This is a genomic window from Corynebacterium falsenii (assembly GCF_020099275.1).
Lineage (GTDB): Bacteria > Actinomycetota > Actinomycetes > Mycobacteriales > Mycobacteriaceae > Corynebacterium > Corynebacterium falsenii.
This window is the reverse complement of the sequence record NZ_CP083646.1, coordinates 755,829-781,433: the sequence shown is the minus strand read 5'-3', so window position 1 is coordinate 781,433 and position 25,605 is coordinate 755,829. Positions and strand designations below refer to the sequence as shown.

The 25,605-nt window shown below is 64.1% G+C and carries 23 protein-coding genes and 1 pseudogene; 8 read left to right on the top strand and 16 right to left on the bottom strand.

Annotated elements, in window-relative coordinates; genetic code table 11:
• Positions 1-77: 77 nt before the first annotated feature.
• The 8 genes from LA343_RS03485 to LA343_RS03450 all read right to left on the bottom strand — a co-directional run bounded on the left by LA343_RS03485 (position 78) and on the right by LA343_RS03450 (position 9,073).
• Entirely contained in the window at positions 78-1,484 is a 1,407-nt protein-coding gene (locus tag LA343_RS03485; RefSeq protein WP_025401976.1) for an NAD-dependent succinate-semialdehyde dehydrogenase, read from the bottom strand.
• Positions 1,485-1,595: 111 nt separating this feature from the next.
• On the bottom strand, positions 1,596-3,290 hold the full coding sequence (locus LA343_RS03480; protein ID WP_025401975.1) for a phospho-sugar mutase: 1,695 nt from the start codon (positions 3,288-3,290) through the stop codon (positions 1,596-1,598).
• On the bottom strand, positions 3,290-3,967 hold the full coding sequence (gene deoC, locus LA343_RS03475) for a deoxyribose-phosphate aldolase (RefSeq protein WP_025401974.1): 678 nt from the start codon (positions 3,965-3,967) through the stop codon (positions 3,290-3,292). The genes LA343_RS03480 and deoC overlap by 1 nt, the downstream gene beginning before the upstream one ends.
• 31 nt (positions 3,968-3,998) lie before the next feature.
• The gene (locus LA343_RS03470; RefSeq protein WP_025401973.1) at positions 3,999-5,348 is read right to left on the bottom strand and encodes an MFS transporter; all 1,350 of its coding nucleotides are present in this window, start codon (positions 5,346-5,348) and stop codon (positions 3,999-4,001) included.
• A gap of 62 nt (positions 5,349-5,410) precedes the next feature.
• The gene (gene deoD, locus LA343_RS03465; RefSeq protein WP_025401972.1) at positions 5,411-6,127 is read right to left on the bottom strand and encodes a purine-nucleoside phosphorylase; all 717 of its coding nucleotides are present in this window, start codon (positions 6,125-6,127) and stop codon (positions 5,411-5,413) included.
• 117 nt (positions 6,128-6,244) lie between these two features.
• On the bottom strand, positions 6,245-7,180 hold the full coding sequence (locus LA343_RS03460; protein ID WP_025401971.1) for a sugar-binding transcriptional regulator: 936 nt from the start codon (positions 7,178-7,180) through the stop codon (positions 6,245-6,247).
• Between the two features lie 7 nt (positions 7,181-7,187).
• Positions 7,188-7,397, bottom strand: coding sequence for a hypothetical protein (locus LA343_RS03455; protein WP_025401970.1), 210 nt, complete (start codon positions 7,395-7,397; stop codon positions 7,188-7,190).
• Positions 7,394-9,073, bottom strand: coding sequence for a nitrite/sulfite reductase (locus LA343_RS03450; protein ID WP_144084471.1), 1,680 nt, complete (start codon positions 9,071-9,073; stop codon positions 7,394-7,396). The genes LA343_RS03455 and LA343_RS03450 overlap by 4 nt, the downstream gene beginning before the upstream one ends.
• Before the next feature lie 215 nt (positions 9,074-9,288).
• On the opposite strand from LA343_RS03450, the gene LA343_RS03445 reads away from it, so the two are divergent.
• Together LA343_RS03445 and LA343_RS03440 are read left to right on the top strand one after the other, a co-directional pair.
• Positions 9,289-10,704 carry an FAD-dependent oxidoreductase gene (locus LA343_RS03445; RefSeq protein WP_025401968.1) on the top strand — a complete coding sequence of 472 codons (1,416 nt, stop codon included), beginning with the start codon at positions 9,289-9,291 and terminating at the stop codon, positions 10,702-10,704.
• Entirely contained in the window at positions 10,694-11,173 is a 480-nt protein-coding gene (locus LA343_RS03440; RefSeq protein WP_025401967.1) for a GNAT family N-acetyltransferase, read from the top strand. Before LA343_RS03445 ends, LA343_RS03440 begins: the two co-directional genes overlap by 11 nt.
• Here the strand turns inward: LA343_RS03440 and trhO are convergent.
• From trhO to LA343_RS03425, 3 genes are read right to left on the bottom strand one after another with little or no spacing between them, the layout of a single operon-like run.
• The gene (gene trhO, locus LA343_RS03435; protein WP_025401966.1) at positions 11,151-12,077 is read right to left on the bottom strand and encodes an oxygen-dependent tRNA uridine(34) hydroxylase TrhO; all 927 of its coding nucleotides are present in this window, start codon (positions 12,075-12,077) and stop codon (positions 11,151-11,153) included. The genes LA343_RS03440 and trhO overlap by 23 nt on opposite strands.
• 27 nt (positions 12,078-12,104) lie before the next feature.
• Positions 12,105-13,325 carry a formate-dependent phosphoribosylglycinamide formyltransferase gene (gene purT / locus LA343_RS03430; protein ID WP_025401965.1) on the bottom strand — a complete coding sequence of 407 codons (1,221 nt, stop codon included), beginning with the start codon at positions 13,323-13,325 and terminating at the stop codon, positions 12,105-12,107.
• Positions 13,326-13,348: 23 nt separating this feature from the next.
• A complete protein-coding gene (locus LA343_RS03425; RefSeq protein ID WP_144084470.1) occupies positions 13,349-14,530 on the bottom strand; it encodes an HNH endonuclease signature motif containing protein in 1,182 nt (393 codons plus the stop codon).
• Between the two features lie 412 nt (positions 14,531-14,942).
• Between LA343_RS03425 and LA343_RS03420 the strand changes: the two genes are divergently transcribed.
• Positions 14,943-15,353 (top strand): Rieske (2Fe-2S) protein, encoded by a 411-nt coding sequence (locus tag LA343_RS03420; protein WP_025401963.1) that lies wholly within the window; start codon positions 14,943-14,945, stop codon positions 15,351-15,353.
• An 11-nt stretch (positions 15,354-15,364) separates the two neighbouring features.
• Here the strand turns inward: LA343_RS03420 and LA343_RS03415 are convergent, their stop codons facing one another.
• From LA343_RS03415 to LA343_RS03405, 3 genes are read right to left on the bottom strand one after another with little or no spacing between them, the layout of a single operon-like run.
• Positions 15,365-16,522 carry an ATP-binding cassette domain-containing protein gene (locus tag LA343_RS03415; RefSeq protein WP_025401962.1) on the bottom strand — a complete coding sequence of 386 codons (1,158 nt, stop codon included), beginning with the start codon at positions 16,520-16,522 and terminating at the stop codon, positions 15,365-15,367.
• A complete protein-coding gene (locus LA343_RS03410; protein WP_025401961.1) occupies positions 16,522-17,130 on the bottom strand; it encodes an energy-coupling factor transporter transmembrane component T family protein in 609 nt (202 codons plus the stop codon). Before LA343_RS03410 ends, LA343_RS03415 begins: the two co-directional genes overlap by 1 nt.
• A 53-nt stretch (positions 17,131-17,183) precedes the next feature.
• On the bottom strand, positions 17,184-17,930 hold the full coding sequence (locus tag LA343_RS03405; RefSeq protein ID WP_039910847.1) for an ECF transporter S component family protein: 747 nt from the start codon (positions 17,928-17,930) through the stop codon (positions 17,184-17,186).
• Positions 17,931-18,187: 257 nt separating this feature from the next.
• Between LA343_RS03405 and metE the strand changes: the two genes are divergently transcribed.
• The 4 genes and pseudogenes from metE to LA343_RS03385 all read left to right on the top strand — a co-directional run bounded on the left by metE (position 18,188) and on the right by LA343_RS03385 (position 23,133).
• A complete protein-coding gene (metE, locus tag LA343_RS03400; protein ID WP_025401959.1) occupies positions 18,188-20,461 on the top strand; it encodes a 5-methyltetrahydropteroyltriglutamate--homocysteine S-methyltransferase in 2,274 nt (757 codons plus the stop codon).
• 59 nt (positions 20,462-20,520) lie between these two features.
• The gene (locus LA343_RS03395; RefSeq protein ID WP_025401958.1) at positions 20,521-21,906 is read left to right on the top strand and encodes a YibE/F family protein; all 1,386 of its coding nucleotides are present in this window, start codon (positions 20,521-20,523) and stop codon (positions 21,904-21,906) included.
• 152 nt (positions 21,907-22,058) lie between these two features.
• Positions 22,059-22,550 (top strand): annotated as a pseudogene (locus LA343_RS03390) (LssY C-terminal domain-containing protein); the annotation flags it as partial.
• Between the two features lie 283 nt (positions 22,551-22,833).
• A complete protein-coding gene (locus LA343_RS03385; protein ID WP_025401956.1) occupies positions 22,834-23,133 on the top strand; it encodes a hypothetical protein in 300 nt (99 codons plus the stop codon).
• On the opposite strand, the gene LA343_RS03380 is transcribed toward LA343_RS03385, so the two are convergent.
• Positions 23,130-24,035 (bottom strand): nucleoside hydrolase, encoded by a 906-nt coding sequence (locus tag LA343_RS03380; RefSeq protein ID WP_039911100.1) that lies wholly within the window; start codon positions 24,033-24,035, stop codon positions 23,130-23,132. The genes LA343_RS03385 and LA343_RS03380 overlap by 4 nt on opposite strands.
• Positions 24,036-24,078: 43 nt before the next feature.
• Between LA343_RS03380 and LA343_RS03375 the strand changes: the two genes are divergently transcribed.
• Complete coding sequence (locus tag LA343_RS03375) at positions 24,079-24,720, top strand: TetR/AcrR family transcriptional regulator (protein WP_025401954.1); 642 nt, start codon at positions 24,079-24,081, stop codon at positions 24,718-24,720.
• Positions 24,721-24,771: 51 nt separating this feature from the next.
• Here LA343_RS03375 and LA343_RS03370 read toward each other — a convergent pair whose 3' ends face one another.
• Positions 24,772-25,266 carry a hypothetical protein gene (locus LA343_RS03370; protein WP_224209211.1) on the bottom strand — a complete coding sequence of 165 codons (495 nt, stop codon included), beginning with the start codon at positions 25,264-25,266 and terminating at the stop codon, positions 24,772-24,774.
• Positions 25,267-25,605: the final 339 nt, after the last annotated feature.

The following is a 25,605-nucleotide window of genomic DNA, read 5'->3' as shown; positions in this document are numbered from 1 at the left end:
CTTACGCAATAAAAGCAGCAAAAAAGGGCGAAAAAGTAGACTAGCTTGTCTACCCTTTCGCCCTTAGGCAGCGGTTCCTAGAACGCCGGAGAGTTACCAGCGCTCGACTGATCCGACACCCGATAGAGGTGCTCGTTGACGAATTCGCCCACACCCCAACGGGCCAGCTCGCGGCCGTAACCGGAACGGCCGATACCGCCGAACGGCAGGCCCGCGGCCGTCACCGAGGCCTCATTGACGAAGGTCATGCCAGCGCGCAGGCGGCTAGCGACCTCCTCTGCCTTAGCCAGGTCGGTGCCCCATACCGAGCTGGACAGGCCGTAGTCGGAGTTGTTCGCGATCTCCACGGCCTCGTCGGCATCCTTGGCCTTGTACACGATGGCCACGGGGCCGAAGATCTCGTTGCAGCCCACGTCAGCGGTAGGGTCCACATCGGTCAGCAGGGTGGCCTCCATGTAGGCACCCTCGCGGTCGATGGCCTTGCCGCCGACGCGCACCGTCGCGGTCCCCTCTTCCGCCGCCTTGTCCAACCGCTCGACGATCTCATCGCGAGCACCCACGGACGATAGAGGGCCGAGATCCGCGTTGGCGTCGTCCCACGGACCGACCGAAAGGTCGGCGATCTTCTTCTCGAGGGTCTCCACGACACGATCATAGAACTCGTCCATGACGATGAGGCGCTTCGGAGCGTTGCAGGCCTGGCCGGAGTTGTACATACGGATGCGCACGAACTGGTCGAGGACCCAATCGAGGTTGTCGTCATCGAGAACGATGAACGGGTCGTTGCCGCCGAGCTCCAGCAGGGACTTCTTGTAGTTCTCACCGGCGGTCTTGGCCACGGCGGAACCCGCGCCCTCGGAGCCGGTCAGAGACACGCCAGCCACGCGCTTGTCCGAGACGAAATCGTCCATCTGCGACCCGGAGGCGTAGATGTTGATGAACACACCCTTCGGCAGGCCTGCTTCCTCCAGGATGTCCTGGCAGGCCTGAGAGGACAGCGGGCAGATGGATGCGTGCTTGAGGATCAGCGCGTTGCCCAGCAGCAGGTTCGGGGCTGCCCAGCGGGCCACCTGGTAGTAGGGGAAGTTCCACGGCATGATGCCGAGAACGGTGCCAATCGGATCCTTGCGCACGTAGGTCTTGATGGCCCCTTGCGCCGGGAGCTGTTCGTCGGCGAGCAGCTCCTGGGCGTGCTCGGCGTACCAGCGGTAGATGTCGACCACGATGTCGACCTCCGCCTCACCCCAGCGGGTCAGCTTGCCCATCTCGCGGCCGATGATTGCCGCGAGCTCGTCCTTGCGCTCTTCGTAGATGTCGGCAGCGCGGGCCAGCACGGCTGCGCGCTCCTCCACGCTCGTGGCGCGCCACGACTCGTAGGCCTTGGTGGATTGATCGAGGATCTGATCCCGATCGGAATCGTTGATGCGGTCGAATTCTTCTTCAGTTTGACCGGTGCTTGGGTTTTCCAATGCGAATGTTGTCATAAGCACCGTGATACGCCTCCGCGTCCGAACTTTTCAAGGGTAACCTATTTGAAGCCCCACAACTTATAGGTCACCCTTGAGGAAATGCCTGGTCGGCGACTTCGGCCGCGTCTACATTCCCAGGAATTTCTTAAGCTCGGCGGACATCTGCGCCAGCCGCTGTGTCGCTTTGTCGCGCGGCACAGCGCCGTGATCACCCTCGCCATCCACCGGCAGCACCACCTCCAGGTAGCACTTCAGCTTCGGCTCCGTGCCAGACGGCCGGCAGATCACCCGGTCGTTGTCTGCGGTGACGAACAACATGCCGTCTGTCGCCCCGATGCCCAGCGGATCGGTCGCCAGGTCCTTCACCTCGGTCACCGGCGAGCCCGCGAGCGACTCCGGCGGCTGAGCACGCAGCTTGTCCATTCCCTCGCTGATCAGCGACAGGTCGGTGACCCGGAACGTCAGCGGCGCGGTCTGGTACAGCCCATGCTGCCGCGCTAGGTCGTCCAGCGCATCGTCGAGTGTCTTCGACTCCGCCTTGAGATCCGCCACCAGGCTGGCCAACACCACGGAGGTACCCACGCCGTCCTTGTCGGCCACCGCCTCGGGATCGCAGCAGTACCCGATGGCCTCCTCGTAACCAAAGCAGAGCTGCGGAGTGCGGGCGATCCACTTGAATCCGGTGAGCGTGGTCTGATGCTCCAGGCCGTGATGCTCGGCCACGCGCGACAGCAGGCGGCTAGACACCACCGAGTTCGCCATCACGCCCGTGGCCCCGCGGCGGGCCAGGTAGTCGCCGAGCAGCGCGCCGGTTTCGTCGCCGGTGAGCTGTCGCCAGCCGCCCTCGGCACTATCGTCCGGGGTGGCCACGGCGCAGCGGTCGGCGTCCGGGTCGTAGGCGATGATGACGTCCGCGCCGATCTCCGTCGCGTGCTTCTTCGCCAAATCCAGCGCGCCCGGCTCCTCGGGGTTAGGGAACGACACGGTCGGGAAATCCGGGTCCGGCTGGGCCTGTTCCGGCACCAGCGACACCTCGAAGCCCGCGGCGGTGAGGATGCGCTCGCCCAGGGCCGCGCCCACGCCGTGCATCGCGGTCAGCGCGATGCGAACGTCTGCGTTTTGCTCTGTGTCTTTCTCAGTGCGCTCCCCCGCCAGCGCCACCGCCCGCGCCGCGTAATCGTCGCGCGGGTCGATGGCGCGGATGTGGTCTGTGTCCTTCGACGCCATCAGGACCTCATCAGCCGCGGGGGCCGCCGCTATGGCCTCGGCGATCTCCTTGTCCGCAGGGGAAATAAGCTGCACTCCCTCCGCCGGACCCGTGGCCACACGGCCACCGAGGTACACCTTGTAACCGTTATCCTTCGGCGGATTGTGCGAGGCGGTCACCATGATGCCCGCGTCCGCACCCTGCTGCTTGACGGCAAAGGCCGTCAGCGGGGTGGGGTTCTGCGCGGGCAGCACCAGCGCGGTGCCCCCGGCGCCGGCGATGACCTGCGCGGCGTCGCGCTGGAACTCGGCGGAACCGTAGCGCGCGTCGCAGCCGACCACCACCACGGGGTTGTCGACCTTGGTCTTCAGCCATGCCACGAGGCCCGCGGTGGCGCGAATGACGACCGCGCGGTTCATGCGGGATTCGCCCGGGCCGATCTCCGCGCGCAGCCCGGCGGTGCCGAAGCTCAGCGGACCGTGGAAGGCCTCGCCGAGGCCCACGGCATCGTCCGCGACGATGAGCTGCTCTACCTGCTGTTTCGTTGCCGGGTCGGGGTCGTGCTCGGCCCATTCCCGGGCGCGGGCAATGAGGTCAGACGATACGGCACTCATTACTCCAGTCCTTCCACAATCTTTTTCGACGACGACAGCCCGAGCCGGCTCGCACCCGCCTTCATCATGGCCACGGCGGCTTCGGCGGTGCGGATGCCACCGGATGCCTTCACCCCGAGGCGGTCACCGACGGTCTTGCGCATGAGGGACACGGCGTGCTCCGAGGCGCCACCCGCCGGGTGGAAGCCGGTGGAGGTCTTGACGAAGTCGGCCCCCGCCTTCTCTGCGGACTCGCAGGCGCCCACGATTTCCTCGTCCGTTAGGGCAGCGGATTCAATGATGACCTTGAGGATCTTCCCCGGGATGGCCTCGCGGACCATGGCGATTTCCTCCGTAAGGGCGTCGAACTTATGCTCCTTGGCCAGGGCGATGTTGATGACCATATCGACCTCGTCGGCGCCGTCGGTGACGGCCTGCTTGGCCTCGGCGGCCTTGATCTGTGGCTTGACCGCGCCGGAGGGGAAGCCGACGACCGTGGCGACATGCACGTCGCCCGTGTCCTTGAGGGGCAGCTGGGAGGGCGACACGCATACCGCGTAGGTGCCGAGGTCCTTGGCCTCCTGGACGAGGGCGGCGACGTCTGCGGAGGTGGCCTCCGGCTTGAGCAGAGTGTGGTCGATGATGGCGGAGACGTCTGCTGCGGATGGTGTGGATGGTGAGGATGACTGTGCTGACATGGTGTGGTCCTTTCTCGGTGGTTAGTTAGTGTTATTTGTTCGCCGCGATGAGCTCGCCGGAGGCCTTTTCGCGCGCGTACATCCACCGATCCGCGAGGACGTAGATGACCGCGCCCACCAGGCCGATGGCGGCGAGGGCCCAGAGCACAGCGTTGTAGCTCGGGAGGGCATCCATGAACTGGAAGGTGTAGGCGATGCCCAGGGGGATGCCGATGTTGATCGTGAGGTTGTAGAAACCGATGGCGATGCCGGACTTTTCCGGCATGATGCGGGACAGGGCGGTGTTCACCAGCGGGGCGTAGAGCAGGGCAAAGCCCGAGGCGAACAGGATGATCGAGACGATCTGGAACACGATCGCCATCTGGATCGTCAGCGCGCCCAACACAAGAGCGCCGATGATCATGCCGAGCGCGGTGAAGATCGTGGTGCGGGACGTGAGGTAGTGGCCGATCTTGCCGGAGAAGATGCCGACGAGCACCGCACAGATGTAGCCGGGAACCATGAGCAGCGCGGCATCCGACTGGTTGAGGCCGTGGAAGTCCTTCGCCGCGAACGGGATCATGACGATGTAGCCCAGCTGCGTGGAGTAGATGATGAGGACGAGAACGAGCGCCCAGACGTAGCGGCCATTAGTGAAGAACTCCGGCCGCACCAGCGGCTTGCGCCCCTTGGCCACGTAGAGGGCAAACAGTGCGATACCGATCACGGCGGGGATGATCCACCCCCACACGAACTCCTGCATGAACATGATCAGCGATGTGGAGAACAGGGCGACCAGGAACAGGCCGATGACATCCAGCGACGTGGAGGAGGCCTCGTCTTCCGGCACATACTTAAGAACGAACGGCACGGCCAGCACGAGGATAAGCGGCACGAGGAACATAGCGGTCCAGCTGATGTACGTGGAGATCGCTCCGGAGGTCAGCGCGCCAACCAGCAGGCCCGCCTGGAAAGCAGCGGTGGAAAATCCCAGGTAGGTCTTCTGATCCTCGTCTGGGATGTGCTTGGTGACGTAGATGACATAGAGCGTCTCGGCTGCTGCCAGGCCGCAGGTTTGGATGAGCCGGCCCGTGAGCACCATCGGCCACGAGCTGGAAAAGAGGAAGCCCATCAAGGAACCGACCACCACGAGGCCGATGCCGATGAGGGTGAGCTTGCGGATGGAAATCGCGTCGGCCAGCGCAGCGTACACCACGGCGCCGATGCCGATGATGATGCCCGCCAGCGATGCCTGCAGCGACGCAACGTTCGGGTCGATGTTGAGGCCGTCGGCCATGGGGCCGGTCATGGTCTTGAAGCCGTTATCAACGATGAGGCTGAACACGAACGTGAACAGCAGCACCGGGACGGCGGCCTTGGCGGAGCGAACGGGGGTGCCCATGATGTTCTCCAGGGGTCAGGGGAAGCGAAAAGTTGGGGGTGAAAAACTGCAGCGCGAGCGGACTACAGCGCCGCGAGCGGGAGCGCGAGTTCCATCATCTGAGTGAAGGCGTTTTGCCGCTCGTCCGCAGTGGCGCGCTCGCCGGTGACGATGTTGTCCGACACCGTGAACACGCCCAGTGCCTCCACGCCCGCGTAGGCGGCGTTGGCGTACAGCGCTGCCGATTCCATCTCCACGCCCAGCACGCCCATGCGCGCCCAGCGGTCGTTGACGGTCTCGTCGGCGTTGTAGAACACGTCCGAGCTCAGCACGTTGCCTACGTGCAAGCGGACATCCTGGCGCTCGGCTTCGTCCACCACGCCCTTGAGCAGCTTCCAGCTGGCCGTGGGGGCGTAGGTGCCGGGCAGGTTGTACTGGTCCAGGTAGTTGGAGTCGGTGGAGGCGGAGGCGCCCACGATGACGTCGTAGAGCGGGATGTCCTTCTGCAGCGCACCGATGGAGCCGATGCGGATGATGCGCTTGACGTCGAAGAAGTTCATCAGCTCATAGGAGTAGATGCCGATCGACGGGATGCCCATGCCGGAGCCCATGACCGACACCTTCGTGCCGTTGTAGGTTCCGGTGAAGCCCAGCATGTTGCGGACCTCGTTGAACTGGACCACGTCATCGAGGTAGGTCTCGGCGATGAACTTGGCTCGGAGCGGATCCCCGGGCATGAGGACGGTCTCGGCAATCTCCTCGCCGCGGGGGTTGATGTGGGGGGTTGCTTTTGTGCTCATAACTTGAGCTTAGGACGGTCGGGAACAATCGTCAATGGTTATTTTCGCAAATGTTCCAGGGGTAGCCGACGAACCAGGGAAGCTGCTCGATAGTTATTCAATGGCTGCTAGCCCGACCTATCCGTACACCCGCGCCGCCGTCTCATGATCAATCACAAGATGCGTCGCCATCCCCATGGTCAGCGCCACCCGAATGGCCTCAACCTTGTCCGCTCCCCCAGCGACGAGCACCCGAATCGGGCGGGCCTTCAAGTCCGCCAGCGAAATCCCCACCGTGCGCTGATCCACCTCCGGCGACGCCACCTCGCCCTCCGCCGTGAAAAACCGCGAGCAGACATCGCCCACCGCACGAGCCATGATCTGCTTTTCCTCATCCGGCGCCAGCATCCCCAGGTTCACAAGCAGCGAATGCCGCCCCACTCCCCCGACCGTGAACACCGCCATATCAGTGCTCGCGCCCGCCTGAAGCACCGCGGCGATATGCCGATCCTGCACCACGAGATCCTTCGTTTCCTTCGAGTCCAAGATCACAGGCAAAGGCAGGGCCTCGACTGCGGCGTCGAACGAACGAGCAAACCTGGTGAGAGTCGCGATGTCGTGAGTGCTGCGTTCCGAATGGGAATGACCCCCCTTGAGCTGCACCACCCGAACGCCCCGCACGGACAACGGGCGCAAGTGCTCCGCGACGGCATACATGGTGTCTCCCCAGGAGATACCCACGGACATGTCGTCGTGGACAAGCTCCTCGAGCAGGCTCGCGCCGCTGCGCCCCAGCTCGCTGAGCAAGTCCGCGTTCGATCCGCGCACCGGGCGAACCATGCGGACCTCCTCTAAGCCCCAGCGCTCCACAAAGCCATCGATGAGTTCGTCGGCACGCTCCCGCGGATCGTGAATTGTAATCGACACGTAGCCCTTGTCGCGGGCTGCCTGCAGCAGCTTCGAGACCGTGGGGCGCGATACGCCCAGCTCCGCGGCGACCTCGGACTGCCCTAGCCCCTGCTCGTAGTAGAGCTTCGCGGCGGCGATGGATTGGGAGTCTCGAGAGTCGATCATTGCTCCATTATCGCAGGTGGCCGTGGAACTTCACCGAAAACACCCGCATACACTCGCGGCACTGCCAGGCGTTGTCGGTCTCGTCGTCCGGGAAGAGGTTCTCGCTCATGCAATACGGGCAGTTGTTCACCGTGGCGCGGCGGCCATTGGCATGCCCGGCGCGCCCGCCGATTGCGGCGTTGACGCTGGGGAGGGAATCGCGATCGGGCTCGCTCATACCAAGGCCTCGTCCTCGGCGCGGGCGACCCAGTCGCGGAACTGCTCGCCCTCAGTGCGCTGTTCCTTGAAGTTCTCCACGACGCGGACCACGTAGTCGCCGAGGTCGGAGGAGAACACCTGGTTGCCGCGGACCTTACGGCCGAAGTGCGGCTCCAGGCCGATCGTGCCACCCAGGTGCACCTGGAATCCTTCGACGCGCTCGCCGTCATCGGTGGTGAGGATCTTGCCCGTCAGGCCAATGTCCGCGACCTGGGTGCGGGCGCACGAGTTCGGGCAGCCGTTGAGGCTGATCTTCAGCGGCACATCGAGGTCGCCGAGGCGTTCCTCCAGCTCGTCGACCAGCGCGATCGCGCGCTGCTTGGTGACCACGTGAGCGAGCTTGCAGAACTCCAGCCCCGTGCACGAGATGATGTCTCGACGGAATGCTGAGGGCGACGCCGACAGGCCGACCTGCTCCAACTCCTCCGCCAACTGCTCGGCCGCCTCGCGCGTGAGGTCGAGGAAGAGCAGCTCCTTGTCCGCGGTAGTGCGCATGCGCGTCACGCCGTGCTTGTCCGCCAGGTCCGCGAGCTGCTGCAGCTGCGTGCCGTCCGTGTGGCCGACGGTGGGCTTGACGCCGAGGTAGAACAGGCCGTCCTTTTGCTCGTGGATGCCGACATGGTCTCGATATCCCGGGTGAACCTCCGGGGCAGGGCCGTCGGTGAGGCGTCGACCCAAATATTCTTCTTCGAGAACCTGACGGAACTTCTCCACGCCCCAGTCGGCGACGAGGAACTTCAGGCGCGCACGGTTGCGCAGGCGGCGGAAGCCGTAGTCGCGGAAAATACCGACGACGCCGGCCCACACATCCGGGACCTCCTCGAGTGAGACCCACACGCCGAGGCGCTGGGCGAGCATCGGGTTCGTGGACAGGCCGCCGCCGACCCACACGTCGAAGCCGGGACCGTGCTCTGGGTGTACCGATCCGATGAAGGAGACGTCCTGGATCTCGTGGGTGACATCCTGGCGGCTGTTGCCGGAGATGGCGGACTTGAACTTGCGCGGGAGATTGCCGAATTCGGGCCTGGGAAGGACCTCTTCGGTGATAGTGCGGATGGCCGGGGTGGCGTCGATGATCTCGTCCTTGGCGATGCCGCTGACGGGCGAACCGAGGACCACGCGGGGCACGTCGCCGCAGCCGAAGAAAGTGTTGAGGCCAACCGACTCGAGCTTGTCCCAGATGGCGGGGACGTCCTCGATCTTGATCCAGTGGAGCTGGACATTTTGGCGGTCGGTGAAGTCTGCGGTGTTGCGGGCGTACTGCTCGGAGATCTCGCCGATGGCGCGGATCTTCTCGGGGCTGGCCAGGCCGCCGTCCATGCGGATGCGCATCATGAAGTAGCGATCCTGCAATTCAGCGTTGGTGAGCGTGCCGGTGTGCTCGCCGCCGAGGTTCTGCTTGCGCTGGGTGTAGAGGCCGACCCACTTGAAGCGCGGGGCGAGATCCTCGGCAGGGATGGAGTCGAAGCCTTCCTTGGCGTAGATGTCGCGGATGCGCTGGGCGACGTTGATGCCCGGGTCTTCCTGCTTGATCCGCTCGTCATCGTTGAGCGGATCGCGGCCGTCGATAGCCCACTGGCCTTGGGGCTTCTTGGCGCGCTTGGTGGCCGTCCTGGGCTGCGTTGTCGTTGGCATCGTTGGCATCGTCCTTTAATCTTCTAGATATTTCTAGACTGACCTGTCTAGCGAGCAACGATAGACCGACCGGTTCAGAAAAACAAGCGGGATGTTGATTTTTCTAGACCACTCTGTCTATAGTTCGTTTCGTGCCGCAACTTGGCTAACCTAGGAAGCACGACCCAAGAAGTACCCAAGAACCACCAACGAGCCCTAAAGGAACCATCAACTCCATGCCTGAGAATCGTCCGCTCCGCGTAGCCGTGATCGGCTCCGGACCAGCCGGAATCTACGCCTCCGATGCCCTCACCAAGTCCGACGTGGACGTCGCCGTGGACATCTTCGAGCGCATGCCCGCCCCGTTCGGCCTCATCCGCTACGGCGTGGCACCGGACCACCCCCGCATCAAGGGCATTATCAAGTCCCTGCACAAGGTCATGGACAAGCCGGAAATCCGCCTCTTCGGCAACGTTAACGTGGGCACCGACGTGACCCTCGACGAGCTGAAGAATTACTACGACGCCGTCATCTACGCCACCGGCGCCACCGACGACCGCGACCTTCGCATCCCCGGCGCAGAGCACACCATCGGCGCCGGCGAGTTCGTGGGCTTCTACGACGCCAACCCCGACTTCGAGCCCGACTGGAACCTCGAAGCCGACTCCGTGGCCGTCATCGGCGTGGGCAACGTGGGCCTCGACATCGCCCGCGTGCTCGCCAAGACCGGCGACGAACTGCACGTCACCGAGATCCCGGACAACGTCTACGAGTCGCTCAAGAAGAACAAGGCCACCGAGGTGCACGTCTTCGGACGCCGCGGACCCGCACAGGCGAAATTCACCCCGCTGGAGCTCAAGGAACTCAACCACTCCGACACCATCGAAGTGGTCGTCAACCCCGAGGACATCGACTACGACGCCGGCTCCGAAGAAGCCCGCCGCGCCTCCAAGATCCAGGACATGGTCTGCACCCTGCTGGAGCAGTACGCCATCGCCGAGCCCAAGGGCGCCCCGCACAAGCTTTACCTGCACTTCTTCGAATCCCCCGTGGAAGTCAAGACCGACGACAACGGCAAGGTCACCACCTTCGTCACCGAGCGCACCGAACTCACCGGCGACGGCTCCGTCCGCGGCACCGGCAAGCTCACCGAGTGGCCAGTCGGCGCCGTCTACCGCGCCGTCGGATACAAGTCCGACCGCCAGAACGACCTGCCCTGGGACGAGCGCGAAAACGTGCTGCCCAACGTCGGCGGCCGCGTGCTCACCGAAGGCCCCACCGCCGACGGCATCGCGGGCGTGCCCGGCTCCGCCGACCCCGAGGCTGAGAAGCGCGAGCGCCTGCCCGGCGTGTACACCACCGGCTGGGTGCGCCGCGGCCCCGTCGGCCTCATCGGCAACACCAAGGGCGACGCCAACGAGGCCGTAGCCAACCTGCTCACCGACGCCGCCAACGGCATCGGCTTTGACCCCGCCAACCCCGAACTCGACGCCGTGGAGAAGTTCCTCGCTGACAAGGGCCTCACCCCCACCACGTGGGACGGCTGGCACCGCCTCGACGAGCACGAGCGCGCACTCGGCGAAGCTGAGGGCCGCGAGCGCAAGAAGGTTCGCGAGTGGGACGAGATGGTCAAGCACTCCCATGGCGCCTAGCATCTACTACACCGGCCGGGCGCTGCTGAACATGCCCGCACAGCAGGTCCACGACCTGTACAAGCTGCGCGTGGACGTGTTCGTCCACGAACAGCAGGCCCCCTATGCGGAAATCGACGACATCGACCCGCACCCCAACACCCATCACATCCTCGCCTACGCCAACCCACCCCTACAGTTGGTCGGCACAGCGCGGGTGTTCGGTGGCGTCGAGGACCAACACATCGGCCGCATGTGCGTGCATAAAGACTTCCGCGGTCAGGGCATCGCGCGGCAGATCATGACCGAAGCGCTCGATGTCTGCCGGGCGCGTGCCGCGGCGCTGGACCCCACGACGCAAAGCTCCAAGGTCACGCTCGATGCGCAGACATACATCCAGGATTTCTACGCCTCGCTGGGATTCACGCCGGTCGGGGAACCGTTCGACCTCGACGGCGTGGAACACGTCACGATGGAGATGACGCTGTAGCCGACACGGCAGCGCACTCCTCGCGACCGCAACACGGATCCGCCGCGTGCTCGTCACACAGTAGTGTGAGCTCGCGGCATTCGTCGTTTTTGCAGTTGTAGAAGTTATTTGTCGGCGCGCCACACACTACGCACTCGCCGATCGTGGCGGCGTCGGGAGAAAATTCCATGTGCATCCGAGCATCGAAGACGTACAGGGACCCCTCCCAGAGGCCGGAATCCCCGAACTTCTCGCCGTAGCGGACGATGCCGCCGTCGATCTGGTAGACCTCCTCAAAGCCGCGGTTCTTCATCAGCGAGCTCAAGACCTCGCAGCGGATGCCGCCGGTGCAATACGTGACCACGGGCTTGTCCTTGAGGTGGTCGTACTTGCCGGACTCGAGCTCGTCGATGAAGTCGTGGGTGGTGCGGACATCGGGCACCACGGCATTCTTGAACTTGCCGATCTGCGCTTCCATGGCGTTGCGGCCGTCGAAGAACACGACCTCGTCGCCGCGCTTATCCACGAGCTCGTTGACTTCCTCGGGCTTGAGGTGGACACCGCCGCCGACCACGCCGTTCTCGTCGACCTTGAGTTCGTTGGGGGCGCCGAAGGACACGATCTCGTCGCGGACCTTGACCGACAGGCGGGGGAAATCATCCGCGCTACCGGCCGACCACTTGAACTCCATCTTCTTGAATCCAGGGAATTCGCGGGTGCGGCGCACGTACTGCTTGCAGCTGGCTAGCGTACCGCCGACCGTGCCGTTGATGCCGTGGCGGGAAATGATGATGCGACCCTTGAGTTCCAAATGTTCGCAGAGCGCGCGCTGCCAGAGCATCACCGCCGTTGGGTCCTCGATGGGAGTGAAGCAGTAGTACAGGAGAATGCGTGTTTCGGAGAGATCAGTTGCGCTATGGCCCATGGTTGGGATTGTAGAACCAGGGGCGTTTTAGGAGGAAACCGGGCGAAGGCGAACTTCGCTGGCGGCGCGGTTGGCTCGGTCGCGGGCCTCGTCGATGCTCTCCGCCGTCGCGACGGCCACACCCATGCGACACCGCGGGTAGCATCTGAGCTTAGAGAAGAGATAGATGTTGGTCTCCTCCACAGCCATCGCAGCTTCAAGGCCGGTGTACTCGATGTCCTTATCCTTGGCTTCGACGCCATGAATGACGGTCGAAGCGCCGGGGGAAATGAGGGTCGTATCGATGGGTAGGCCCAAGATGGCGCGGGCGTGCAGGTCGAATTCGCTGAAGCGCTGGGTGCCGAGGGTGACCATGCCGGTGTCGTGCGGGCGGGGGCTGACCTCGGAGAAGTACACGTCGTTGCCTTTGACGAACAACTCCACGCCGAACACACCACGCCCGCCCATCGCGTTGGTGATACGGGCGGCGACGCTGCGCGCGTTATCGAGTGCCTCGGCCGACATGTACGCCGGTTGCCACGATTCGACGTACTCGCCGCGATCCTGCCGGTGGCCGATGGGCTCGCAGAACCACGTTGCCTCCTGCCCGGTTTCGGGGTCGATGGAGCGCACGGTGAGGAGGGTGACCTCGTAGTCGAAGGGGATGTACTGTTCGACGATCACCCGGTGGACATTGTTGTGGGCGTGCGCGGCGGCGTGATCCCATGCGGCGTCGAGTTCGTCGGCGCTGGCGACGTAGCTCTGGCCCTCGCCGGAGTGGCCCATCACGGGCTTGACCACGCACGGGTAACCGATGGCAGCGGTTGCTTCGGCCAGCTCTTCCGGCGAGGAGGCGAAGCGGTAGGCGCTGTTAGGTAGGCCGAGCTGCTCGTCAGCTACCCTGCGGATGCTTTCGCGGTTCATGGTCAGCCGATTGGCGAGGGCCGTGGGGATCACGGTGGCGATGCCTTCGTCCTCGATGTCTTGGAAGACGTCCGCGGCGATGGACTCCATTTCGGGCACGACAAAGTCCGGGCGCACCTCGTCGATGAGCTGCTTGACCGCGTCTCCGTCATTGACATCCAGGATGTGCGCCTCGGTGGCCACGGTGTGTGCCGGCGCGCCGGAGTATTGGTCGGCGGCGTGCACCTCAACGCCGAGGCGTTGTAGCGAGATCGCAAGCTCGCGCCCCAGCTCCCCTGAGCCGAGAAGCAGAACTTTCAGCGCGGTGGGGGTCTGTGGTGTGCCAATTGCCTCCGGTGTGTACATATCCAGACACCTTACCGGTTCACCTAAAACGGTGGTGTGTGGTCTGGCGGCTCCTGTTCTGGTGTGGTCTCGGTGTCCTCGGTACCTTCGCTCTCCTTAATCTCATTGTGGTCCCGAACCGCTTTGGCCTTGCGCACCGCCCGGTGCCCAAAGGTCTCGCGGCCCAGCGGGCCGTTCGGGGTGGTGATGACGGTGTGCCCATCGCCGAAGCTCGTCCACGTCTCGGTTCCATCGGGGGCCATCTCCACGTCCCAGCTCCCGGCGGTCTTCTGCCGGTGGTGCTTGGAACACAACAGATGCAGGTTCGCCGTGGAGGTCGGACCGCCGGATTCGGGATCGTCGTGGTTGTAGCGCTTGATGTGGTCTTTCTGGCAACGGTGCGCGGGCACATCGCATCCCGGCGCGCGGCAGGTGCCATCGCGACCCTCCACGGCAGCGCTCACACTGTCATTGGGGTGGTACCCATTGTTGCGGTCGTAGCCGGGGGCAGCAAGGTGGGTGACCTTGGCCATCCATTCGTCGGTGGCGATCTCGGATAGCCACGATCCGGCGGCGAAAAGCTCGGGCCCCTCGTGAGCCACGTTGCGGTACAGGTTGAGGGTCACAGTGGTCGTCACCTGCTTGCGGATGAGCTTCATCAACGCCTCACCCATCGAGCACCCCTCGGCCACGGCCACATTCCGCACGGCTTTTTCCACCTCGACGCCGTCAAGTTTCGGAAGCTGAATGCGGAAGATCGTGAAGTCATCGGGGCGGCGATCGATATCGAGGGTGATGGGTTCGGTGTTGTCGTAGCTGAGATTGCGCTCGTCATCATCGAGCGGGGTGGCCTTCTTCTCCAGTTCCTCCACGATGGAACGGAGCTTGTGGTGGATCGTGGAGCGCGCCGGAACGCATTGCCCCGGCCGGCTTGGTTTCAACGCCTCGGCTGCGGCGGCATCCACGTCTTCCACGCGCTCGTCTGACACGGCGAACAGGTCTTCCTGGATCTTGCGCACAAGCATCCAGCTGAATGCTCCCGTGTCTAGCTGCTCTGCGACTAGTGGAAAGCGCTGCAGCATAAGCCCTACGTCGCAGTAGCACGTGGCCTGGTACTCGGTGATCCCCATGCGCACCGACAGCGTCGACGTCGTATCGGGCACGAAGTCACCAAGATCGGGCGTGCACATGCGAGCGAGAGCGAGTTGCTGTTTGTTCAAACTCACAGTCGCGGCGCTGAGGCCGTCGGTTTGATCAAGTATTCGATAGTAGGGTGATGGTTTTTTCGGTTGCGCGGTCACAGTTCCCTCCCAATGAAGCCACGCGCGAACAAGTACTCATGATTGCAGATGGCCACCTTCCCACCGGGAATAGTGGCTGGTTTCGCGAGCTAAGTCTGCGTCTTAATAACACTCGCGCGACCCCCTGGCGCGGAACACCCCCACCAAGTCTTTGTTCGTTTCCTACTCTACTCGGTGCCGCGACGGCCAGTCAAGCGTTTTCGTATCTTTTTTCGATTCAATCCCCCTCCAATCCCCCTCCAATCCCCCTCCAATCCCCCTCCATCCCCATCTCACCGCGCCCACGTTAGCCCAACCTTGGCTGCATCCACCGCCGAAAAGTGCGACAATTTTCCCCATGAATCCGCAGTTCACCCCCTGTTCCCGCCGCTCGTTCCTCAAGGGCATTGGCATCGCCACCGCCGCTACCGCATCGGGCGCGCTCCTTGCCGCCTGTGCCAGCGAGGAAACCGTCGCCAAGGCTGCCGCAGCAGACATCCCCGTGGGCGGCGCCAAGATCATCGACGGCTGGGTCGTCTCCCACCCCGCCAAGGACGAGTTCAAGGCCTTCTCCACCGCCTGCCCCCACGCTGGCGGCACGATCAACTCCATCGAGGACGTCAACGGCACCACCGTCGCCGTCTGCCCCAAGCACGGTTCCATGTTCAACGTCGATAACGGCGACGTGGTCCAGGGCCCCTCTCGCGACCCCATGACCCCCGCGAAGAAGGTCTCCGTCAACAACGGCGAAGTGGAAATCTCCAACTAGCCCCCTCCGAGCTAGCTCCCCCACTCGATCCCGGCATCGCTCACGGCGTGGGCGAAGTCGGCGTCGTGGCATGTCCACAGTACTGCCGCGCCAGCCCCGCCAGCCCCGCCAGCACCAATCATCCGGTGATACTCGCCGTCCACGTAGCGGTGCATAAGGTCCGCGAGCTGCCCGTACCCCACGGCATCAAGCCCCACGGTGGGCTCGTCGAGCATGAGCAGTTCCGGCGCGCGCACCAGCGCCGCCGCCACCATCACCAACCGTCGCGGCGAGGCCGGCACGTCCAACGGGTGCGTGTCGGCCCACTCCGCAACCCCGGCGAATTCCAGCGCCGCCGCGGCGCGTTCCTCGTCCGCCCCGAGCGCGACCTCCTCGCGCGCAGTTTTCTTGCTGATTGCGGCGTCCATCGCTGTCGGCGCCCACCCGAGCGTCCGCGGCGCATCGAGGCGCCCCTCGTGCCGCACCAGCCCCAACGCCGCCTGAAACAGGGTGGTCTTTCCACACCCGTTGGGACCAGCGAGGTGCGTCACTTGACCGCCGTTGACCTGCAGATTTACTGGCCCGACGCCACCCTCACCCCGATCAGCAACACGCATGTTCTGGGCCCGCAGGATCACCGGCCCTGGGCGGTGGCGGGGAAGGTCCGGCACGTGCGCGGAGGGCGCTTCGACCGGCTCTAAGGTGGCATCACCCGCACCGTCGTGGAGGCGAAGCTCGGTGGTGGCGTCGTCGGCAAGACACGAGCGCAGGCGATCGTACACGGTCACGGGGCCGGGAAATGTCCGCAGGGTTTCCCGCAGGGTGGTGATGGCGGCGGCGTCGAAGCCGTCCAGGGGGCAGTCGAGAACCAGGGCGTCCGGGCGGGTGAGCAGCGCGGCGGCGATGGCCACGCGGCGGGTCTGCCCGGTGGACAGTGACGAGGGATCCTGGTCGGCGGGCAGGTTCCACTGGCGCAGGGCCGCCTCCACGGCCGCCTGCATCTCGGCGCGGGGCACGCCGGCCTGCTCCATGGGCACGGCGAGTTCCTCGGCCACGGTGGAGCGCAGCAGGGAGATGTGGGACTGCGCGTTGTTTCCCACCCACGCCGCGCCGGTGGCCTCGGCCGTGGCCCAGGCGTGCTCGGACAGGCCCTTGCCGCTGGGGGCCCAGATGAACGTCTCGACGGGCATCAGGCCACCACCAACGCCACGACCACGGCCGTGAACACCACGGCGCTGATACGGATGACCCAATCGAGCCGAGTCTCCCCCACCGGGCGCAGCACTGTCCGCGGGCCGGGCTCTCCGATACCCGTGCGTTGTAGGGGGCGGGCGCGCTGGGCGGCGTCGTCGACGAGACCAACAACGAGGGGCAGCACCAGCGAGCAGTTGGCGCGGAAGCCACGCACCGGAACGCCGCGGCTGATGCGCACTTCGCGGATGGTGCGCAGGCGCTGGCGCGCCATGGGGTACAGCCTGGCGGTGGAGCCGATGATGTAGACGAGCTTGGCGGGCAGGCGCGTCTGCAGGGTGCGCATGAGCTCGTCGAGGTCCACGAAGCTGCCGCATACCAGCGCCACGGTCGTGGCGGCGAGGAAGCGCAGTCCGAGCGCCAGGGCCACGTCCAGGCCGTTAAATGGCGCGTACATCAGCCCGAAGCCGATGAACGCCGGGAGGGAGATCACCGCGGCCGTGACCAGCGACCGCCGTGGCGTGCGCACAACGATGCACACCAGGGCGCACAACCCCCACATGACCGCCGACACCACCCACGAATTCGCGACGAGCACGACAACCATCCCGCACACAGCAAGGGTGAGCGGGGTGAGTGGGTTAAGCCGGGGCGGTTGGATCATCGGAAGGTGCGCAGGGTGCGTTGTGGCATCGCTCGGATAACCAGGTAGATCACGGAGAAGACGATGAGTTTATCGATGGGGTCGGACGTCCAGGATTGGAGGAACACGGCGGTCATCGGATCGAAGCCGAGGGAGCGATAGAAGCTCACCAGCAGGCCCGTGCCGGTGCCGGCCGTGCCGCCGAAGATGAAGCTCGCCACGGGGGCGGAGATCAGCGCGGTAAAGAAGCCAATGACCAGCGCAGACAGTGCAATGCGCCACCATGGGCCGGCCCACCACTTACCCAGCAGACCGGCGCACACGCCCACGAAGGCGTAGGCGGCGGCGAAGGGGATGATCGTGGGGTTGAACGTGGACCACACCAACGCGGAGAGCACGCCGGTGACCAACCCCGCCCACGGACCGGCCAGAGCGCCGACGAGCACGGTGCCGAGCGAGTCCAGGTACAGCGGCAGGGGCAGCGCCATGGTGCCTACGACCTGGCCGAGGATGACGTTGAGCGCCAGGGCCACGGGCATAAGCGTGAGCGTGCGGACGGGCAGGCGCGGCACCACGGCGATGAGCGCGAGGATCGCGGGCACGGTGAACCCGATCAGGGCGATAGTGGAGCTGCGGGAGTCGGCCAGGGATTCCCAGTTGGAGTCGGTGGGCTGCCAGATCACGAGGGTGAGCCAGGTGGCGACGATGATCGCCACGGCGAGGCCGAGCAGCGTGTAGGTGACTTTGGGTGACAGTGGGCGCATGGGGGTGTCCTTCGTCAGGGCAGGTGCGTAAGGGGCAGGTGCGTCAGGGCAGGTTGATGTGGGCGCCTATGTCACCTCGGCGCTCGTAGTGCGCTTTTATAGTGGCCGAACAGCGGGAATTGGTCAAGTTACCCCCACGACACTTGACAGACCAAGCTGTCTACTCTTGAATAGACCACGCGCCTCCTGGAGCCCCGGACAAGGTGCACGCAAGTTCCCTACACGCAAGTTCCCTAACAGTACACGTAAGGATCAGCATGTCTATCAACGCAACTATCGCCGGGGTGCCTCGCATTGGCCCGGACCGCGAGCTGAAGAAGGCTCTGGAAACCTACTGGAAGGATTCTTCCACCGGCCGTGCGCTGGCCTCCACCGCCACCCGCCTGGTCAACGACTACACCGATGGGGTCTTGGCCGCTGGCCTGGACTCGGTCGCCTTTTCTGGTCGTTCTTTTTACGACGCCACACTGGATACGACCGCACTGCTCGGCCTGTTGCCAGAGCGAGTCGCTGACATCGACGATCATGAGAACGATGGCCTGCCCCGCTACATCGACCGCTACTTCGCTGCCGCCCGCGGCACGAAGGACCTGCCGGCCAGCGCCATGACCAAGTGGTTCGACACGAACTACCACTACATCGTGCCGGAGCTGTCCAAGGACTCCCGCGTGGAGCTGGATGATTCCGCATTCCTCGAGGACATCCGCGACCAGGTCACCCGCGCGGGCAAGGCCGTGCGCCCCGTGCTGGTGGGCCCGCTGACCTTCCTGTCCCTGTCCCGCACCACCGACGGCTCCGATGCCCTCGACCACCTCGAGGACGTGTTCGAGGCCTACACCCGCCTGCTGGCCCGCATCGCCGACCGCGGCGTGGAGTGGGTGCAGATTGACGAGCCCGTGCTGGTCACCGAGGTCGCCCAGGACGCCCTGGACCGCACCCGCGCTGGCTACAAGAAGCTGGCTCAGGCATCTGACCTGAAGATCCTCGTGCAGACTTACTTCGGCGATGGCGATCAGGCCATCAAGCTGCTCAGCGGCTCCGGCGTGGCTGCCTTCGGCGTGGACCTCGTTTACGGCGGCGCGGAGCTGCCGAGCTGGACCGGCGCGGAGCTGTTGCTGGCCGGCGTTGTCGATGGCCGCAACGTGTGGCGCACCGACCTCGATGCCGCTCTCAAGACCCTGCAGACCCTGGCCGAGCGCGGCCCAGTGGGCGTGTCCACCAGCTGCTCCCTGCTGCACGTTCCTTACTCCCTGGAGCCGGAAACCCACCTCAACGAAGAGGTGAAGACCTGGCTGGCCTTCGGTGCCGAGAAGATCCAGGAAGTCGCCGCCCTGTCCCGCGCCCTGCGCGGCGAGACCACCGATGCGGACGAGAAGCTGCTGGAGGATACCCGCCAGGCCATCGAGTCCCGCAAGAACTCCGATCTCACGCACAACGCTGAGGTGCGCAAGCGCCAGGATGCCGTGCAGCCCTCCGACCGCGAGCGCGACCCGATCGCCGAGCGCCGCGAGGCTCAGACCGCCGAGCTGAACCTGCCGCCGCTGCCGACCACCACCATCGGTTCCTTCCCGCAGACCACGGAGATCCGCCAGGCCCGCGCGAAGTTCCGCAAGGGCGAGATCGATGCTGCCGCCTACGAGCAGGCCATGCGCGACGAGGTCGCTGACGTGATCCGTCGCCAGGAGGAGCTCGGTCTCGACGTGCTGGTGCACGGCGAGCCGGAGCGCAACGACATGGTGCAGTACTTCTCTGAGCAGCTCGATGGCTACCTGTCCACCGAGCACGCCTGGGTGCAGTCCTACGGCTCCCGCTGCGTGCGTCCGCCGATCATCTTCGGCGATGTGTCCCGCCCGAAGCCCATGACCGTGGAGTGGTACAAGGTCGCTGCCGATCTGACCGACAAGCCGGTCAAGGGCATGCTCACCGGGCCGGTCACCATGTTGGCCTGGTCGTTCGTTCGCGACGATCAGCCGTTGGGCGTCACCGCGGATCAGGTGGCGCTGGCCCTGCGCGACGAGATCGATGACCTCATCGCCGCCGGCGCTCGCGTCATTCAGGTGGACGAGCCGGCTATCCGCGAGCTCCTGCCGCTGCGCAAGGAGGATCAGCCCGCGTACCTGGAGTGGGCCGTGGGATCGTTCCGCCTGGCCACCTCCGGTGCGGAGAAGAAGGTTCAGATCCACACCCACATGTGCTACTCCGAGTTCAACGAGCTGATCGACACGGTGTCCAATTTGAACGCCGACGTCACCAGCATCGAAGCTGCCCGCAACGGCATGCAGGTGCTCGCGGCTCTCAAGGACGAGGGCTACGAGCTGGGCGTGGGCCCGGGTGTGTGGGACATCCACTCCCCGCGCGTGCCGAAGCAGCAGGAAGTCGACGAGCTGCTGTCCGCAGCGCTGGAGTCGGTTGATCCGTCGCTGCTGTGGGTCAACCCGGACTGCGGCCTGAAGACCCGCGGTTGGGAAGAGACCACGGCTTCGCTGGAGGTTCTGGTCTCCGCGGCGCACACCGCGCGCGAGAACCTGTAGGAACCATGAAGGGGTAACGATAATCGTTGGCGTTACTGTTCCCGTTATAATTCCGTGACATGGGACGCCATCACGCCACCGATTCTCGCTCTAGTACCCGTACCGCCCGCAGCCTGCCACGCTTGGTATTGGCTGCGGGATTGCTCATTGCAGCTCTCGCCACCGTGGCGGGGCTCCTTGTTCAATGGCCTTCCCATGAACCCCCGCCGGTCAGCACCGAGTTCACGCAAAACTCCGGGCTAACCGGCTCCTTGGTCGAGGGAACAGTGGCGTTTGTGCAGCCAGGGATGTGTAATTCTCCTTCCCTAGGCAAAGTTTTCGATGGCTCCCCCGTCAACCACTCCTACGCACCCCAGGATTGCACGCACGCGATCGTGGACATCACCGATGGACCTGATGCAGGTAAACGGACACTGTTAGAGATTCGTCCCTCTGTGCCGGGGAGCCCAAACCTCCAGGTGGGCGATGACATCCTACTCACCACCCACGTGGCCGGTGGTGGCTATGGTTTCCAAGACTTTCAACGGTCCACCACCATGTGGCTGTGGCTCGGCGCAGCACTGATTCTCATCACAGCAGTGGGCGCGTGGCGCGGAGTGCGCTCCATCGTTGGGCTGGCCATCACGCTTGGAATCGTCGCTCTATTCCTCATTACCGGACTCACTCATGGGGGGTCGCCCGTTTTGTTCGCGTTGACGTGCGGCTCGGCGGTTCTCTTTTTCGTAGTATTCCTAGTCCACGGTTTCAGCTGGAAGACGGCCAGTGCAATGGGAGGAACGCTCCTAGCCTTGGGGTCCTCCGTTCTGCTATCCGCTTTGGCTGTGCGTTCTGCTGGAATCAGGGGATTGGGGGATGAAAACAATCTCCAGATCTTGCTGTACCTGCCCGGAGTGAGCATTAGCGGGCTCATGCTTGCCGGAATGATTGTGGGTGCGCTCGGTGTTCTCAATGACGTGACAATAGCCCAAGCGTCTACCGTGAACGAGCTCCATGAGCTTAACCAGCACGCTAGCGCGTGGCATTTGTTCAGCTCTGCAATGCGGGTCGGGCGCGATCATATTGCCTCAATGGTGTACACGCTGGTGCTGAGCTACACGGGTGTGGCACTACCTACCCTCATGTTGCTGAGCGTATCCGGCCGGCCCTTGGCTCAAACGCTCACCTCCGATGTCATGGCGACGGAGATTCTGCGGTCAGTCACCGGCGCCATCGCTCTTGTTCTCGCTGTCCCACTGACCACAGCCATCGCGGCGACTACGGTAAAGGGGCTCAGCCAACCCCGAGCAGAGAGTGATCCACACTCCCCATGGACGCCCCCAATGACCGCTACCCTATCCCGGCTCACGCGCCGGTCTACCATCTCGAGCCGAGTGCTCGCAGAGTCTCCCGCGGCCGCTTCTACACGGTGCTGGATAGCGTGTTCGCCGGACTCGGCCTGCTGCTGACGTTCTGGTTCGTCATCACCTTGTTCCTCTCGAGCCTCACGTTTTCTTGGCAGAGCATTGTGTTGCTGCTGGCCTTCTGGTTCGTGCTCACCTATCTGGCGCTCCCCAGGCTTCACCAGCTGTTCACCACGTTGTACGTGCCGGATTACTTCATGGCACGCACGAAGACCGCCGACGGCCTCCTGGGTGACCCGGTGAACTTGGCTCTCATGGGGTCGGAAGCCGATATTCACGCCGCGATGCGCCGGGCCAACTGGATCCTGGCTGATCCGATCACCCTGCGCTCGAGCTTGGGCATCATCAAGTCCTCCGTCACGCGGAAGTCCTACCCCGCCGCCCCGGTGTCGGATCTCTATCTCTTCGGCCGCAAGCACGATTTCGCGTATCAGCAGGAGGTCGATGGCAACGCGTCCCAGCGCCACCACGTTCGCTTCTGGCGTGTCCCCGAGGGCTGGACCCTGCCCGGTGGTGAGCAGGTGGAATGGCTCGCGGCGGGCACCTACGACAAGTCCGTCGGCCTATCCTCGCTGACGCTGCAGATCACTCACAAGATCGATGAGAACATCGACGCCGAACGGGATTACATCATCGACACCGTGCGCTATCAGGATCACGATTGCGATGTTGATGTCATCGAACAGTTCTCCACTGCCTTCCACGATCGCAACGGTGGCGGAAATGCCTTGCGCACGGACGGCCACATGCCCGTCCTTGAAGTCACCGGGGCCGCGGAGCGTGCCCGCGCGCAAGGCATCGATCTGCACCAGGACGAGTCCATGGACATTTCGGTGTCTAATACATCCGTCGATAGTGCCCTCGACAAGGAAGTCCCGCCCACATCCCTGACGATGGCGGGCATCTTTCTCGCGATTCTCCTGCTCATCGTCGCTGTGGCTACGGGCGTCACCGTTAGCACCAACGGTGGAAATGGTGCCGACATCGGCGGGGGAGCTCATCGGTTTCGCCATCGTGCTGGCCCTGCAGGTGGGGCTCTACATTTACACGCTGAAGCGCCGCCGCTGGGCCCGCCTCATCCTGCTGATCTTGGCTACGTTCTCGGCGGTGGTGCACAACTACATGGTCACGGTGGACGAGACCCCGACCCTGCTCCACTTCGCGGACGCAGGCACGGCCTTGGCGCTGGTCCTCGCCTTGTCTGCCCCGTCGGTTCGCGAGTGGGTGGATCGCATCCGGCGCCGCGGCGGCGATGCCCCGATCGGCTACTAGCGCCCCTCCCCCAACACCACGCGTTCGAACTCCGCGAACACCCCCTCCGCGTCCAGGTCCACCACGACCTGGGCGTTCGCCGTGTCGGACCATTCCACGGTAGTCGTGCCGCGCAGCTCGCCGTCGACGGCCACGCTCACGCGCCCTGCCCGCGTGCGGTAGTTCACGGTCCCCAGCATCACCATCGCTGCTGCGAGGTCATGGATCTGCGCGCAGTACCCCACGCCCACTGATTCGTGGAACTCGAAGTAGAACCGCAGCGCGTTTTCCAGCAGCGATGCCAGTTCCTCTCGGCCTTGCTTGCGCAGTGTGTCGCACCAGGAGTGCAGCCGGTCCGGGTGGAGTACCACCTGTTCGGTGACGTTCAGTGGGCAGATGCGGTGTGGCACGCCGGCTGTGTCTAGTGTGCGCAGCGCCTGCTCCAGGCCCTGGGGATCGACCCAGGCGTTCCACTCGGCTGTGGTCGTCGTGTTACCGGGGTAGTCGAAGGCGCCACACATGAGGGTTACGTCGGGGGCGTGTCCGTGGGCGAGGTTCGTGGCGGGCCCGGCGACGAGCAGCTTGTCGGCGCCGCGCCACGCCTGGATCGCGGCCGCTGCGCTGCCGGTATCGGGCGGGGTGGCGTGGGTGTGGTGGTAGCCCAACCCGTCGGGTCCGTGGGTTTCGGGTGTTGTTGTTAGTTCGACGCCACCAGGCGCCAACGCCCCCACCGTCACCGGGGTGCCGGCGCTTCCGCTGGCGTTCAGGACGTCCATGGAGTTGGCCGCTGCCTGGGGTGCTGTGCAATTGCCGGCGCTGGTGGTGACCACCAGGTCCGCGCCCGTGGTGCGTGCCCAGTGGCTGAGGTAGATCAGCGCGAGAGCGTCGTCGATGCCGGTGTCTACGTCTGCGGCGATTTTCATGATGTCCACGATACGTGCGGGCGTGGCCTTATAGCATGGGGGCATGGCACAGGACAGGACACAAGGCGGCGCCCAGGAATCGCCGCGCGCGGCGGCGCGGCGGCAGGCGATCCTGGCTGCGGCGCGGCGAGTATTCGTCCAAGACGGCTACCACAGCGCGCGGCTGACGGACATCGCGGCTCAGGCGGGTTGCTCGGTGGGGACGGTCTACACCTATTTCGAGGACCGCTCCGAGCTGCTGGCGGCAGTGTTAGAGCAGGTGGAGCAGGAGATGCGGGGCCGCAACCGCACGCTGCGCACGGACGGCGACACGGTTGAGGAGGTCAAGGGCTCGATCAGCCATGCCAATCGCTTCTACTTGGAGTCTTTCCGGAAGAATGCGAAGGAGATGGCGCTCATGGAGCAGGTAGCGCTATCTGACCCGGCGTTTCACCGTCAGCGCCAGGAGCGGGCGACGCGGTTCGTGAAACGCAATGCGGGGATGATTCGCACACTGCAGGACAAGGGAATTGTGCGCGCGGGCGAGGATCCGGAGATGCTCAGTGCAGCCCTGTCAGTCATGGTGAGCCGTTTGGCGTATAACGCGTTCGTGGAGGGCAACTTCCTCTCCGAGTACACGGTGGAACAGTTGGCGGAAACGGTCGATGAGGTGTGGTTCCGGACGCTGGGGTTGGAACAAGCCTGAGTGATTGGCCTAACTCCGCTAGCTACACGATGGCGCCCTCGAGCTTAAGGATCATCTTTCCCTCACCACACCACTAGGGCTGTATGTGGTCAGATCGCCATACCCAAACTCGCACAACTTGTCATACAACCGCTGCCCAGAGGTGCCGCTACACAACCAATCATCCGACCTCTTACTCTTTACATCGGGGTTTAACCAACCCAACCGATCCGTCACCTCACCTTTGCCCCAAATATAAATACTCGGACACCGCTCGCCTAACACCTCCATGGACTCAATATCTTCCCGCTCAAACCGCCACCCCTTATGTCCGATTTTCCGAACCTCCACACGATCCGGATAAATCCGAACACCCGACGCCCCATCCCCAAACACCTGAACGAAATAATAAGTAAGTATCGTCAGAGGAAAGATACCAACCATCACGAGCATGTACACCGAACTATGCCGCTGATGACCATCGAACATCTCCGGAGTCAAATTCGACCCCAAAGCCGCGCGCAACACAACACCACCGATAGCGAATATGGCAACAAGTGTCGCCATCCACGATCTCGTTTCAAAGCGATCCTCTCCATCAATCTCAAGACTCTGCAACCACCGCGGATGCAACCTAGGGAGGGCCGAAAAAAAAGGGAAAAATAGGGCCAAGCCAGTAAAGAACGCCCACCAGCCCCAAAACCTAAACGGTGTGCCCTCACACAACCAACGGATCACAGCATACGTCGCCCCATACAACGCGCTCAGCCCCAAGACCACCGGCACCGGCCTATTCAACGTCATCACATCGACTCCTTACATAATTGAGAAATCTCGGCTAGGATCCTTCGCACACATGCCCTTACACGGTGTGCATCTTGGGGGGTTTCGAATGCTGCTCCCACC